At 64.7% G+C, this 13815-nt stretch carries 15 protein-coding genes; 2 read left to right on the top strand and 13 right to left on the bottom strand.

What is annotated here, in order from left to right:
- Window positions 1–63: 63 nt before the first annotated feature.
- Window positions 64–1026, bottom strand: a complete 963-nt coding sequence (locus ABIA70_RS09085; RefSeq protein WP_354147252.1) for a helix-turn-helix transcriptional regulator — start codon at window positions 1024–1026, stop codon at window positions 64–66.
- A 443-nt stretch (window positions 1027–1469) separates the two neighbouring features.
- Here ABIA70_RS09085 and ABIA70_RS09080 point away from each other — a divergent pair, with 443 nt between their 5' ends.
- Window positions 1470–1751 (top strand): hypothetical protein, encoded by a 282-nt coding sequence (locus tag ABIA70_RS09080; protein WP_354147251.1) that lies wholly within the window; start codon window positions 1470–1472, stop codon window positions 1749–1751.
- Window positions 1752–1790: 39 nt separating this feature from the next.
- Here the strand turns inward: ABIA70_RS09080 and ABIA70_RS09075 are convergent, their stop codons facing one another.
- The 7 genes from ABIA70_RS09075 to ABIA70_RS09045 all read right to left on the bottom strand — a co-directional run bounded on the left by ABIA70_RS09075 (window position 1791) and on the right by ABIA70_RS09045 (window position 9883).
- Window positions 1791–2252 (bottom strand): DUF1579 family protein, encoded by a 462-nt coding sequence (locus ABIA70_RS09075; RefSeq protein ID WP_354147250.1) that lies wholly within the window; start codon window positions 2250–2252, stop codon window positions 1791–1793.
- 61 nt (window positions 2253–2313) lie between these two features.
- Window positions 2314–3657 carry a M16 family metallopeptidase gene (locus tag ABIA70_RS09070; RefSeq protein ID WP_354147249.1) on the bottom strand — a complete coding sequence of 448 codons (1344 nt, stop codon included), beginning with the start codon at window positions 3655–3657 and terminating at the stop codon, window positions 2314–2316.
- Between the two features lie 109 nt (window positions 3658–3766).
- Window positions 3767–6028, bottom strand: a complete 2262-nt coding sequence (locus ABIA70_RS09065; RefSeq protein WP_354147350.1) for a polyribonucleotide nucleotidyltransferase — start codon at window positions 6026–6028, stop codon at window positions 3767–3769.
- 246 nt (window positions 6029–6274) lie between these two features.
- Complete coding sequence (gene rpsO, locus ABIA70_RS09060; protein ID WP_108597943.1) at window positions 6275–6544, bottom strand: 30S ribosomal protein S15; 270 nt, start codon at window positions 6542–6544, stop codon at window positions 6275–6277.
- A gap of 215 nt (window positions 6545–6759) precedes the next feature.
- A complete protein-coding gene (kynU, locus tag ABIA70_RS09055) occupies window positions 6760–8019 on the bottom strand; it encodes a kynureninase (protein ID WP_354147248.1) in 1260 nt (419 codons plus the stop codon).
- A complete protein-coding gene (gene kynA, locus ABIA70_RS09050; protein ID WP_354147247.1) occupies window positions 8016–8870 on the bottom strand; it encodes a tryptophan 2,3-dioxygenase in 855 nt (284 codons plus the stop codon). The genes kynU and kynA overlap by 4 nt, the downstream gene beginning before the upstream one ends.
- A 29-nt stretch (window positions 8871–8899) precedes the next feature.
- Complete coding sequence (locus ABIA70_RS09045; protein ID WP_354147246.1) at window positions 8900–9883, bottom strand: bifunctional riboflavin kinase/FAD synthetase; 984 nt, start codon at window positions 9881–9883, stop codon at window positions 8900–8902.
- 251 nt (window positions 9884–10134) lie between these two features.
- Here ABIA70_RS09045 and ABIA70_RS09040 point away from each other — a divergent pair, with 251 nt between their 5' ends.
- Complete coding sequence (locus tag ABIA70_RS09040) at window positions 10135–10959, top strand: DUF937 domain-containing protein (RefSeq protein ID WP_354147245.1); 825 nt, start codon at window positions 10135–10137, stop codon at window positions 10957–10959.
- A 21-nt stretch (window positions 10960–10980) separates the two neighbouring features.
- Here the strand turns inward: ABIA70_RS09040 and ABIA70_RS09035 are convergent, their stop codons facing one another.
- The 5 genes from ABIA70_RS09035 to ABIA70_RS09015 are packed head-to-tail and all read right to left on the bottom strand — an operon-like array spanning window position 10981 to window position 13757.
- A complete protein-coding gene (locus ABIA70_RS09035; protein WP_502917187.1) occupies window positions 10981–11505 on the bottom strand; it encodes a hypothetical protein in 525 nt (174 codons plus the stop codon).
- Between the two features lies 1 nt (window position 11506).
- Window positions 11507–11860 carry a hypothetical protein gene (locus ABIA70_RS09030; protein ID WP_354147243.1) on the bottom strand — a complete coding sequence of 118 codons (354 nt, stop codon included), beginning with the start codon at window positions 11858–11860 and terminating at the stop codon, window positions 11507–11509.
- A gap of 2 nt (window positions 11861–11862) precedes the next feature.
- A complete protein-coding gene (truB, locus tag ABIA70_RS09025; RefSeq protein ID WP_354147242.1) occupies window positions 11863–12783 on the bottom strand; it encodes a tRNA pseudouridine(55) synthase TruB in 921 nt (306 codons plus the stop codon).
- Between the two features lie 20 nt (window positions 12784–12803).
- Window positions 12804–13229 carry a thioredoxin gene (trxA, locus tag ABIA70_RS09020; RefSeq protein ID WP_354147241.1) on the bottom strand — a complete coding sequence of 142 codons (426 nt, stop codon included), beginning with the start codon at window positions 13227–13229 and terminating at the stop codon, window positions 12804–12806.
- Between the two features lie 27 nt (window positions 13230–13256).
- On the bottom strand, window positions 13257–13757 hold the full coding sequence (locus tag ABIA70_RS09015; protein ID WP_354147240.1) for a nucleoside deaminase: 501 nt from the start codon (window positions 13755–13757) through the stop codon (window positions 13257–13259).
- Between the last annotated feature and the right edge of the window lie 58 nt (window positions 13758–13815).

The raw sequence follows: 13815 nt of genomic DNA, 5'->3' as shown, positions 1-13815 counted from the left end.
TGAGTTGCTCTCATGGCCCCGCCTCTGTTCACGGTTGAGTTGCCTCATGGGCCCCGCCTCTGTTCACGGTGCAGTGCCTAGGGCCATGGCCAAGAGGGCCGCCCGGCTGTGCACACCGCAGGCATCAAATATCTGTTTGAACTGATCCTGAACGGTGTAGATGCCGATGCCCAAGGTGGTCGCCATCGCAGCGGTGTCGAGGCCTTCTGAAGCCAGCTGAAGCAACTCCCTTTGCCGTGGTGTCAGCCCAAGGCTGCGGGCGAAGACATCCAGCCGCGCTTCGGGAGGACAAGCCTGGATAGTGATCGCGAGCGGTGGCGTCGCCTCCAATCCAGCTGGACCCATCCGGCTGGCCCTCAGAATGGCCCACTGACCGGACACCAGATGTACCCGGGACCACGCCGGGTGGTGATCCACGCCCGCTTCCTGGGCCAGCAGTTGGGCAGCGACGTTCAGAACCTCGGACGGTACGGTGTGAAAGGGCCGCGGTCCTGCCTGGAGGAGCCCCAGCCATTCGTCAACTGAAGCCGTTTTACCCAACACTGCCATGTCCTCGTCGAGGGTGAGGATGGCCTGTTGAGGCAGGTCAGCTATCAGGCGGTCGGTTCTCGGACGATCGTCAGTGGACGAGGGAATGCGTGGGGAGACAGGCCACGGAATTGGCCCGGCGATGCCAAACTGCCTGGCTACTGACCGGCGAAGTGCCGGTGTCACTGCGAGCACTACAGCCGCGAGGAACTGCACTTCCTCGGCAGTGAAGGCGCCTTGATCAGCCGTCCGCCAGAGATCAAGCCAACCCCAGTAGCCATACTTGTCCGCGAAGCCCGCATACAGAACATCGGACACTTCATAGCGCTTCATCAAGCTTTCCCAGACAAGGCTCTGCGATGGATTGCCGCCAGTCTCGCTCAGCAGTGTCGTCACCTGCGGTCCCCTGGCCGCCAGCGTGGTCCAGCGCCCTACCGTCGTTTGATACTTCAGCCGGATCAGCAGCGGCAGGTCCTCCGGGTACGGAATGCGGGCCATGGGGGAAATTCCGGTTCCCGTCACGGGGTCGGAAAGTGGCCAGACGAAGGCGCTGAACGGAACAACGCGGCCCAACTCCGACAGCACACTGGCACGCAGGGCGTGATGGTCCGGACTCGAATCACCGACAAGCCGAATCCGCTCCAGGCTCCGGTCCAAGGACCCTCCGGCTCTCATTCCCCCAGTATGCGCTCTGGGCCCCACCGCACGCTTGGACAGCACCACGCTCCGCACAGCACCGGCCACTGGACAGCACGCACTCTCGACAACACCGACGCAGGCAGCCCAGTTCTCCCAGAATTCTGGGATGGCCGCCGGGCTGGCAGGCATTTACCGTGAAAACACGCACCGGAGGAACCGCCACAGTGCGGATTCCGCCGGAATCGCGGAACCCAAAACATTCGCAGGCCAGTTAAGGGCAGGCCAGTTAAGGAGAATCAGTAATGTACACACTGCACATAGAACATGGGATCAACGACTTCGGACTGTGGAAGCAGGCCTTTGACCGCGATCCGGTGGATCGGGGTGCTTCGGGCGTGATCGGCCATAGGATTTCCCGTCCGGTGGATGACTCCCATTACGTGGTGGTGGAGCTCGACTTCAATGAACTCAGCCAGGCCGAGCAATTGTTGGCGAACCTGAAAGCAACGGTTTGGAACTCGCCGGCCGTATCCCCTGCGTTGCATGGAGCGCCGCAGACCCGAATCCTGGAATCCGCCGCGTGAGGTGCACCAGGATGAAGCGGCGGCTGCGCTGCAGCCCCGTCAGGCCCTGCGGCATTCCGAAGTCATAAACGGTGCAAAGTCTGACGTAGGGCCAAGCCGCAACTCAGCTGTGTGGGTCAGCACGCCGTCATCCACGCGGAAAGTATGGCGCGCCGTCCCCCGGTCGCTGTGGCGCTCCACCCGGAGTACACCGTCCTGCCACGTGCACCGGGCAGGTGCTTCGGGCGGCTGGCCCAGGCTGTCCACGTGGTACCAGAGAACGTCGTCACGGTCCGGGTCCACGGTGAACACGCCGTGGCCTTCGAAGTGGGTGCCGTCAGCCTCCGTGTGCCGGTAACTTTGGAGCACGGCGTAGCCGCCGGCGGCCCGGGTATAGCTCACCTCGGCTAATGCCGTGCGTTCGGGACCCCACGCCGAAGCCGCAAGGCGTGTGGTGCCTCGCCAGTGTCCCAGAAAGCCTTCCAGCACGGCGTGCACCGTTCCCGGCTGCGGAGCGTCCATGGATTCATTATCCCCGGACTGTGTCAGTCAGGTCAGGTCATCGCCGCCAGGGCCGCCCGAATCAGAGGCCGAACGTCTCGGTTTCCTCGAACGGACCCACCACGGTAACAGTCCGGGGGGCGGCTGCCAGTTCCTTGGCAAGGTCCTGCACATCCTGGGCGGTGACTGCCTTGATGAGACGGAGGGTTTCGTCGATGTCCTGGTATTCGCCGGAGACCAGTTCCGCGCGGCCCAGGCGGGACATCCGCGAACCGGTGTCCTCGAGAGCCAGGACGATTCCGCCGCACAGCTGGCCCACAGCCTTGCGGAGTTCCTCGTCGGAAATTCCGCCTTCCGCCAGCTTGTCCAGTTCCAGCCCCAGCAGGTCCAGCACCTGGCGGACCTTGGACGGTGTGCACCCGGCGTACATGCCAAAGTAGCCGGCATCGGCGTACGAAGAAGCGAAGGAGTAAGTGGAGTACACGAGCCCCCGCTTCTCCCGGATTTCCTGGAAGAGGCGCGAGGACATGCCGCCGCCGAGCACGGCGTTGAGCACGCTCATCACGAAGCGGCGGTCATCGGTGGCCACGATCGTGGGGCAGCCCATGATGATATTGGCCTGCTCCACGGCACGCTTGACCACATGGAGTCCGGCCGTGCCGGTGATCTCGGCCCGTTCGGTGGACCTCCGGTCCACGGGAGCGGCGTCCGGCTCAAGCGACCACCCGGCGGCGTGGAGCGCATCCACCACCAGGCTGCAGACGACGTCGTGCTCCAACCCTCCGGCGGCGGTGATGACCAGCTCATCGGGACGGTAGTACCGGCGGTAGTGTTCCCAGACGGAGTCGCGGGCTACGGCGCGGATGGCTGCGGGGGTTCCGCCGATCGGGCGGCCCAGCGGGTGCGTGCCCAGTACGGCCGCCACAAAGTTTTCATGGGCGACGTCGGTGGGGTCATCGCTGTCCATGGCGATTTCCTCCAGGATGACGTCGCGTTCCTGCTCCATCTCAGCCGGGTCAAGGACGGCGCCGGTGATCATGTCGGCAATGACGTCAATGGCCATGGGGAGGTCGGTGTCGAGCACCCTGGCGAAGTAGCAGGTGCTTTCCTTGGCAGTAGCCGCATTGGACTCCCCGCCCACCTCGTCGAACGCCGAAGCGATCTCCAGTGCGGTCCGCTTCTTGGTGCCCTTGAACAGCAGGTGCTCCAGGAAGTGCGTGGAACCGTGCTGCCCGGGAGCCTCGTCACGGGAACCCACCCCCACCCAGAACCCGATGGTTGCCGAGCGCTGGCCCGGCATCGCCTCAGTGAGGACCCGCACGCCGCCGGGGAGGACCGATCGCCGCACCACGGCGCCGCCCTCGGATCCGTGAACCAGGGTGTCACCAGCGTGGTTCTGCTCAAGCGGCAGGGGTACAACAGTCATTGAGGCCTTTCAAAAGCGGCAGCCGGATCTGGCTGCCATCGTAACAGCGGCGGGGCCGGTGGATCATCCACCGGCCCCGCCGATTCATGCTTGTGTACCGAAAACCCGATTACTCGGAGTCGGCGCCCTCAGCGGCAACCGAAGCGTGAACGCGCTCGGTCTCGCCGGCGCCTTCCTCTTCAGCCACTACGGGGGAAAGGGACAGCTTTCCGCGGTCGTCGATCTTGGTGATTTCCACCTGGATCTTCTGGCCGACGGAAACAACGTCATCAACGTTGTCCACGCGCTTGCCACCGGCGATCTTGCGCAGCTCGGAGATGTGCAGCAGGCCGTCCTTGCCCGGGGTGAGGGAAATGAAGGCACCGAAGGTGGTGGTCTTGACGACCGTACCCAGGTAACGCTCGCCGATTTCCGGAACCTGCGGGTTCGCAATGGCGTTGATCGCGGAGCGTGCTGCGTCTGCAGACGGACCGTTGGTAGCGCCAATGTAGACCGTGCCGTCGTCCTCGATGGAGATGTCGGCGCCGGTGTCTTCCTGGATCTGGTTGATCATCTTGCCCTTGGGCCCAATGACCTCGCCGATCTTGTCAACCGGGATCTTGACCGCGATGACGCGCGGCGCGAACTCGGAGAGCTCGTCCGGGGTGTCGATCGCGGAGTTGATGACATCCAGGATGTGCAGGCGGGCTTCGCGGGCCTGCTTCAGTGCTGCTGCCAGCACGGAGGCGGGGATACCGTCGAGCTTGGTGTCCAGCTGGATGGCCGTGACGAACTCGGAGGTACCGGCGACCTTGAAGTCCATGTCACCGAAGGCATCTTCGGCGCCGAGGATGTCGGTCAGGGCTGCGTAGCGGGTCTGGCCGTCAACCTGGTCGGAGACCAGGCCCATGGCGATACCTGCGACGGCGGCCTTCAGCGGCACACCGGCGTTCAGCATCGACAGGGTGGAGGCGCAGACGGAACCCATCGACGTCGAACCGTTGGAGCTGAGAGCCTCAGACACCTGGCGGATGGCGTACGGGAACTCCTCGCGGGACGGCAGTACGGGCACGAGTGCACGTTCCGCCAGGGCACCGTGGCCGATTTCGCGGCGCTTGGGCGAACCCACGCGGCCGGTCTCACCGGTGGAGTACGGCGGGAAGTTGTAGTTGTGCATGTAGCGCTTGCGCGTGACCGGTGACAGCGAGTCGATCTGCTGTTCCATCTTGAGCATGTTCAGCGTGGTGACGCCCAGGATCTGGGTTTCGCCGCGCTCGAAGATGGCCGAACCGTGCACGCGGGGCAGAACCTCGACCTCGGCAGTGAGCTGGCGGATGTCCGTCAGGCCGCGGCCGTCGATACGGATCTGGTCCTTGAGGATGCGCTGGCGCACAACCTGCTTGGTGACCGAGCGGAACGCTGCGGACAGTTCCTTCTCGCGGCCCTCGAACTGGCCGGACAGCGAAGAAGTGACTTCGTCCTTCAGCTCATCCGAAGCGACGTCGCGCTCCTGCTTGTCAGCGATCTGGAAGACGGCAGCAAGCTTCTCAGCGGCAGCAGACTCAACAGCGGCGTAGACGTCATCCTGGTAGTCAAGGAAGACGGGGAACTCAACCGTGGGCTTGGCAGCGCGGGCGGCCAGGTCCGCCTGGGCGTCGCACAGTGCCTTGATGAACGGCTTGGCAGCCTCGAGGCCCTCGGAAACAACCTCTTCGGTGGGGGCGGTGGCGCCCTGTTCCTTGATGAGGTTCCAGGAGTTATCGGTTGCTTCGGCTTCGACCATCATGATGGCGACGTCGTCACCGGCAACGCGGCCGGCTACAACCATGTTGAACACGGAGTTTTCCAGCTGGGAGTGCTTGGGGAAGGCAACCCACTGTGAACCCTGCTCGTCGGCTACGAGGGCAACGCGCACGCCGCCGATCGGGCCGGAGAACGGGAGGCCGGAAAGCTGGGTGGACATGGAGGAGGCGTTGATGGCCACCACGTCGTAGAGCTCGTCGGGGTTGATCGCCAGGACGGTCACGACGATCTGGACCTCGTTGCGCAGGCCCTTGACGAAGGCCGGACGCAGCGGGCGGTCCATGAGGCGGCAGGCCAGGATGGCCTCGGTGGACGGGCGGCCTTCACGGCGGAAGAACGAGCCCGGGATGCGGCCGGCGGCGTACATACGCTCTTCGACGTCAACCGTGAGCGGGAAGAAGTCGAAACCTTCACGCGGGTGCTTGCCGGCGGTGGTTGCGGACAGCAGCGCGGTGTCTTCGTCGATGTACACCATGGCTGCGCCGGCTGCCTGCTTGGCAAGACGGCCGGTTTCGAAGCGGATTACACGCTTGCCAAAGCGGCCATTATCAATGACTGCTTCTGAGAACTGGATTTCGGGACCCTCCAAGAGAGTCACCTCCGTTTCTTGTTTCACGGAGCCCAGCCGCATCAACCCAGGCCAGCATCTGTCTACTGGCCTGCACTGCACCCGGTCATCGATCGAGACCCACGGGCCAGGGGCTTCAGTCTTCGAAGCCGTTCCCGGGGATCACTACCGAGGACCGCGAATGCGTGATGCGGTTGATCCTCCTGTTTAGTTTTTTCTGAAGAAGGCGGCCCGTTCCACGTGGGAAAGGGCCGCCCCTAAATCAGACTAGCGACGCAGGCCGAGGCGCTCGATGAGCGCACGGTAGCGGGCGATGTCTGTGTTCTTGAGGTAGGTGAGCATGCGCTTGCGACGACCAACCATTGCCAGCAGACCGCGCTGGGTGTGGTAATCGTGCTTGTGCTCCTTCATGTGCTCAGTCAGATCCTTGATCCGCTGGGTAAGGACTGCAACCTGGACCTCGGGCGAACCGGTGTCGCCTTCGCCTGTTGCGTATTCCTTGATGATGGACTGCTTTACAGCGGCGTCAAGTGCCACAATAACTCCTAGAGATGTGCCGTGAGGCCCGAATCAGTAATTCACTGCCGGGTCTGCCAGCGCAGGAATCCCCCGAAAACCAGGGGTTCGCCATACATGGCAGGAACCAGCCGCCACGGACTGCAGCCGGATCCATCGTTCAGTTTACCGTCAGGGCTGCAATCTTGTCGAAACAGCCGCGGCAGCGTACCCACGCCGCCAGCCAGATGGCAGGGTCAGGGACGCAGCAGGTCCCGGACGGCAGCCATCCCCCGGTACAGTTCCGCGAAGCTGGTGCTCAGCGGCGACAGCCCGATGCGGATTCCCTGCGGTGCCCGGAAGTCCGGTATGACGTCCTGTTCCCAGAGCGCTGCGGTCACGTTGCGGAATGCCGGATGGTCCAGGGTGATGTGGCTCCCCCGCCGTTCCGGGTCGCGCGGCGACGATAACTGCACGCCGAGGGGCTTGAGCCAGGCTTCGAACAGGTCCACGGCGTAGGCGGTAAGGTCCAGGGATTTGGTCCGGACAGCAGCCATTCCGGTCACTTCGATGAGATCCAAAGTCCCGCGCATGGCGAGCATGCCGAAAATGGCCGGGGTGCCGCTGAGGAAACCCCGGATTCCGGGCGCGGGTTCGTACCCTGCGGCCATCTCGAAGGCGTCCTTGCGGCCCATCCAGCCCCAGATCGGCTGGCGAAGCGTGGCCAGGTGCCGGCTGTTGACGTACGCAAAGGCCGGCGAGCCCGGGCCACCGTTGAGGTACTTGTAAGTGCATCCGGCTGCGAAATCCACGTCTGCAGCATCAAGGTTCATTTCCACCGAGCCGGCGGAATGGCACAGATCCCAGACCACCAGCGCCCCCGCGCTGTGCGCAACCCCGGTGATGGCCGGAAGATCGGCCAGGAAGCCCGAGCGGTATGCCACATGGGACAGAAGTACGACGGCGGTGGACGGCCCGGTTGCCTCCCTCACCTGCTCAGGGGTTACCCCGGCTGCCGGATCGGCGTCGATCCATTTGAGCGTGAGGCCTTCCTCGCGGGCGATCCCCTCCACCAGGTAGCGGTCGGTGGGGAAGTTCTCCGTGTCCAGCACGATCTCCGTCCGGGCGGGGTCGGTCACTGCTGCGAGGGCGGCGCGGATCAGTTTGTACAGCACCACGGTGGTTGAATCGGCGATCACGGTCTGGCCGGGAGCGGCACCGAGCACCGCTCTGCCCAGCTGGTCGCCGATGGCCTGCGGCAGTTCCAGCCATTCCTCGTCCCACCCGCGAATGAGCCGGCCGCCCCAGCCGTCCTGGATGAAGGCGCTGATGTCGCTGAGGGTCCGCTTCAGCGGGCGGCCCAGGGAGTTGCCGTCCAGGTACGAAAGGTCGGTCTCGGTGCCGATGAAGAGATCGCGGCAGCGGGCCAGCGGGTCGACGGCATCGAGTTGCGCTGCCCGCTCGAGGAGGGCGCCGTCGTCGTGCGTTTCGGTCAAAGGCAGACCATGCGTGCTCACTGGCCGATCTCCGTCCGGACAGCGAAGAGTTCCGGGAAGAACGTGAGTTCCAGGGCCTTCTGCAGGAAAGCGGCGCCGCTGGATCCTCCGGTTCCGGATTTCATGCCGATGGTGCGCTGGACGGTGCGGAGGTGGCGGAACCGCCATAGCTGGAAGTTGTCTTCCAGGTCCACGAGTTCCTCGCAGGCCTCGTAGGCACCCCAGTTGTCGGCAGCGTTTTCGTAGATGTGCTTGAAAACCGGCACCAATTCGGGGCAGAACTCATGGGCGCGGGTGACGTCGCGTTCCAGGACGGACTGCGGAACGTCGAAGCCCTGCCTTGCAAGGTACGCCAGGAATTCGTCGTAAATGCTGGGGGCGTTGAGCAGTTCTTCGAGCATGGCGTGTGCTTCGGGATCCGATTCGAAGACGGGGAGCATTTTGTGGTTCTTGTTGCCCAGCACAAACTCCACGGCGCGGTACTGGCTGGACTGGAAGCCGGAGGAATTGCCCAGGAAGCCGCGGAACTGGGAGTACTCCGTCGGCGTCAGGGTGGCCAGCACGGACCACTGTTCGGTGAGAGTTTTCTGGATGTGCTTGACCCGGGCGATGCCCTTGAGCGCTGCGCCAAGGTCATCTGCGCGGAGCCAGGCCGCGGCGCTGCGGAGCTCGTGCAGCACGAGTTTGAGCCACAGTTCGGTGGTCTGGTGCTGGATGATGAACAGCAGTTCGTCGTGGTGCTCGGGCTTGCTGACAGGCTGCTGGGCGCTGAGGAGGGTCGGCAGTTGCAGGTAGGACGAGTAGCTCATCCGGGAGCTGAAGTCGCGGACGATGCCCTTGTCCAGCTTCCTGGTGTTCTTTTGGACGGTCACTGGCTGCCTTTCGTGGGCGGGTGCTCCGGTCAGCGCCGCGCCAGCAGATCGTGTGCCTGGACGACGTCCAGCCGCATCTGCTCAACCAGCGCCTCAGGCCCACGGTATGCCACCATGCCGCGGAGGCGCTGCACAAATTCCACGATTACTGTCTGGCCGTACAGATCGAAATCCTCCACGGACTCTTCCGGACGGTCAATCACATGCGCTTCAACCTGGCGGCTGACGCCGTCGAACGTGGGGTTTGAACCCACCGATATTGCAGCAGGCCAGCGCGTCCCGGCGTGGTCAACCAGCCACCCGGCGTAGATTCCGTCCGCGGGGATGAAGCCTGATGCCTCATGGGCAAGGTTGGCCGTGGGGAACCCCAACGCCCGCCCCCGGGCGGCGCCGTGGACAACCTCCCCGCGCATCCGGTGCGGCCGGCCCAATACGGCGGCGGCAGTGGCAACGTCTCCCTCCTGAAGTGCTTCACGCACCCAGGTGGAGGAACAGCGGCGGTCCTTGCCGCCGTCGTCGTGCAGCGGATAGCCCTCCGAGCCGAACTCGCTGATGACCAGGACTTCGAAGCCGAATTTCACACCGAGTTCCTTCATGGTCTCCAGGTCACCGGAGTTGCCCCGGCCAAACCTGGCATCGTGGCCGATCACCACATGGCTGGCGTGCAGGCTGTCAACGAAGACCTGCTCCACGAACTCCTCGGGCGTGAGGCTGGCGAGGTTGAGCGAATATTTCATCACCAGGATCGCGTCGAGGCCCAGCTCCCCCAAAGCCTCCAGTTTGTCCGGAAGGCCCATGATCAACTCCGGCGCTGACTCCGGGCGGTGGACGAGTGCCGGGTGCGGATCAAAGGTGATCGCGACGGCCCTGGCGCCGTTGAGGCGGGCGGTGCGCGTGAGCTGGGAGAGCACCTGCTGGTGGCCGCGATGGACGCCGTCGAAGTTGCCGAAGGTGACCACGGAGGGACCAAAGTCCGCCGGGACTTCGGACGGATCGTTCCAGATGTAGACCATCACCCTCGCCTTTTTACTGCGTACAACTGTCATGGTTCCGGGCGCGCCGGCGCCGGAACTCTCTAAGATTACCTGCAATCAAGGCGACTGCCGGACGGCGCAACCGTGCCGGCCGGCCACGTCGGAAGCGACGGGTATCTCTCTGGTACTGGTCAGTAAGCCGGACTACGATGCAAGGGCAGCTTCCGGCGGCGACCCTCGCCGCATAGAACAATGTCCGCAGTCCAACGCGGCGCTGAAGGAGTTACCTCATGACCGAGATCCACGACCTCCTGAACCAGATAGACGTTAACCAGATCGCTTCCCTGCTCGGAACAGACCCGGCTTCAGCCCAGTCAGCTGTTGAAGCGGCGCTGCCCACGCTGCTGGCGGGGATGCACAACAACGCGCAGGCCCCCGACGGCGCGGCATCACTTCAGGAGGCACTCGGCCAGCACCAGGACGGGCTGGTTGACGGCGGCGTGGACGCCACCCGGGTTGACACGGCCGACGGCGAAAAGATTGTCAGCCACGTCTTTGGCGGCCAGCAGGATCAGGTGGCGGCCCAGCTCGCGGGGGCGCCTGCCCTGGGTGGTATCGGCGGAGACCTGATCCGGAAGGTCCTCCCCATCCTGGCCCCGATCGTGATGTCATACCTGGCGAAGAAGATTCTCGGTCAGGGCGGCCAGGGCACCGGCCAGTCGACGCAGGCCGGCGCCCCGGGTCAGGCCGGTGGAATCGACCTTGGCAGCATCCTCGGCGGGATCCTTGGTGCAGGAGCAGGTGCCGGTGCGGGTGCAGGTGCGGGCGCAGGGTCGGGCCGGCAGGGCTCGGTGCTGGACAGCATCCTGGGGAGCCTCGGCGGGATCCTGGGTGGCGGGGCACCGGGAACAACGCAGGCAGACACCCAGGGTGCGACGCCTGCGGAGACGCCGGCACGTGACCAGCTGCCGGACGTTCAGGGCCAGCCAGGTCAGCGGTCAGTACAGCCCGGCGAGGTCATCGAGGTGGACTTCCCGAAGAACCAGCCCGCACCGGAGGCCGACAGGAGCGGCGGGCTGGGAGACATCCTCGGCGGCCTGTTCGGCAAGAAATAGCAGCAGGAGTACTGCAGGCAGCTAGCGCTGCCCTTCGGCGGCGGCCGGCGTCCTGTCCGGCCGCCGCCGGTACAGCCAGACCAGGCCCAGGATGGGCAGCAGCAGCGGGATGAAAGCGTAGCCGCGGCCGAACAATGACCAGACCGTCTCGTGCGGGAACTGCACAGGGTCGAATACGCTCAGCGCCCCCACCACCAGCACGCCCACGAGTTCCACCAGCACGGCGGCAAGGGAGACCTTGAACCAGGTGCGGCCGGGCTTGGCCAGGGATACCGTGGCAACCAGATACACGACGGCGGCGAAGGCGGAGAGCAGGTAGGCCAACGGGGCCTCGGAGAACTTGGTGAGGATCTGGTAGCCGGCGCGGGCGGTCGCTGAAATCGCAAACACCGCATACACGGCAATGAGCAGCCGACCGGGCCCGGTGTTCCTGGTGTCCTTGCCGCCGGTCTTGCCGGCCGCCGCTCCAGTGGCCCCGGCTCCAGGGGCTCCGGACACGGGGGTGGCTGCGGACTTCGGTGCTTTCACTTTGCGCGCTTCTTCCATTTCAGTACCAGATCTGGTTCATTCGGGCGGCCATCACCAAAGCTGTGACGCCGACGGCGGCCAGGACAAAGTTGCTCCAGCGGGTCCGTTCGAGGATGGACCAGTAGACAGCAGCCGGTGGCAGGAGCATGGCCGTAGCAAGATATCCCCAGAACTCCCAGGCTTCACCGGCGATGGGTTCGCCCGCGACGACCCTGATGATTGAGCCCACCAGGTAGATCACCAAGGTCAGCTCGACGGCAGCAACGGACAGGATGGTGACATCGTTCGGAGCTCTTTTCAGGATGCCGGCCACCAGGCAGATGCCGCTGGAGATCAGGCCGACCGTCATGATGATGTAGAAATACGCATCCATGCTCAGGAATCCTGCCTGGCGTTGCCGGGCGCGAAGACAAGCACGGGTTTCGCGTAGCTGCCGGTATCGGCGAGCAGGGCCACCAGGCTGCCGTCCGGTGCGAAAGCCGCTGCAGGGTGCTCGGTGGTGGCCGCCGGCAGGCTGCCTGCCTCCGTTCCTGCGGCGATCCGTCGGCCGAAGGAGATCTCGGTGGTTTCCTCTGCCGTGAGTTCGCGGTTGGGCATGAGGGCCCGGGCGGCCTGCGACATCTCCAGGACCTCAAGTTCCTCAGCAAGCTGCTCCAGGGTGCGGGCCTGGTCCAGCGAGTAGGGGCCCACATGGGTCCGGCGGAGGGCCGTGAGGTGGCCACCCACCCCGAGCCCGTCCCCCAGGTCCCGAGCGAGTGCACGGATGTAGGTCCCCGACGAACACTCCACTGTGACATCGACGTCAAGGGTTTCGCTGCCGGGTTCGCGTTTGATGCCGTGGACCTCGAAGCGGTGGATGGTCACGGGGCGGGCGGCGAGTTTCACTTCCTCGCCTGACCGGACCCGGGCGTAGGCCCGTTCGCCGTTGACTTTGATGGCGCTGACGCTGCTGGGGACCTGCTGGATCTCCCCGGTGAGGGCGGCGACGCCATCGAGGACAGCTGCATCTTTGACCCCGGCGGCGCTGACGGAGGCAATGACGTCACCTTCGGCGTCGTCCGTGATGGTGGACTGGCCCAACCGGATGGTGGCTGTGTACGTCTTGGAGGTGCCCACGATGTAGGTGAGGAGACGGGTGGCCTTGTTGATGCCGACCACCAGCACTCCGGTGGCCATGGGATCGAGGGTGCCGGCGTGTCCCACTTTCCGGGTTCCGGCGATGCGACGCATCCGACCAACCACATCATGGCTGGTCCATCCCTGCGGTTTGTCCACTATCACCAGTCCAGAAAGCACGCCTCCCAGTATATCGGCGCTCAGCGAAGCGCTTGGTCAAGCCAGGAGCGAAGGGCTTCGGCAGGTGCAGCGCCGGTCTGCGTGGCTACCACTTTGCCGCCGGTGATGATCATGAGCGTGGGAATCGCCTGGATGTCGAACCGGCTGGACAACCTGGGTGCCCGGTCCACATCAACCTTGACGAGCTTGATTTTGCCGACCCGCTCCCTGGCCAGCTTGTCCAGGACAGGGCTCACCATCCGGCAGGGCCCGCACCAGGCAGCCCAGAAATCGATGAGCGCGGGGACCGGTGACTGTTCAGCCACTACCGCGAAGTCGTCGTCCCCGGCATCGACGATCCAGGGCAGGTCAGACCTGCAGCTCCCGCAGCGCGGATGGCCGGCTGCCGCGGCGGGGACCCGGTTGGTCTTCCCGCACGCAGGGCATTTGATCAGGGCTGGTTCCACTGCTCCTCCAGGCACTTCGGCTCCGGTTCAGTACTCGGTTCGTTCGGCGTTGTTCCGCCAGGCGTCAAACGGAAGGTCCGACGTCGGAATCGGCTCGTGTGCCACCGGCAACAGTTCCGGCCTGGCTCCGTCGAAGTATTCGTAGAAGACCGCGTCGTCGAACCCTGCTGCGGCCGCCCCATGGCGGTCGGCGGCGAAGTACACACGGTCGATGCGGGCCCAGAGCGCTGCGGCCAGGCATAACGGGCACGGCTCGCAGCTGGCGTAGAGCACCGCACCGCTGAGGTCGAAGTTGGCGCTCGCAGCGGCCGCCGTGCGGATGGCCACTACTTCAGCGTGTGCGGTGGGATCGTTGTCGCGGGTGACCCGGTTGATGCCTTCATGGACGCGCCCGTCGGCTGTCACCACCAGGGCAGCGAACGGTCCCCCGCCGTCAGCGACGTTCCGGACCGCCAGGTTCACGGTGCGTTCGAGGTACTGCCGTTCGAGGTGCTGTTCGGCGTCGCTGTGATCATTCCCCAAGGCCATAGCTCGATCCTAGCGACAGGAGCAAAAGCAGGGGGCCCATTAGGGGCAAAATGCCATC

Source organism: Arthrobacter sp. 754 (assembly GCF_040548695.1).
Lineage (GTDB): Bacteria > Actinomycetota > Actinomycetes > Actinomycetales > Micrococcaceae > Arthrobacter.
The sequence above is the reverse complement of the archived record's forward strand: the minus strand, read 5'-3'. Positions and strand labels throughout refer to the sequence as shown.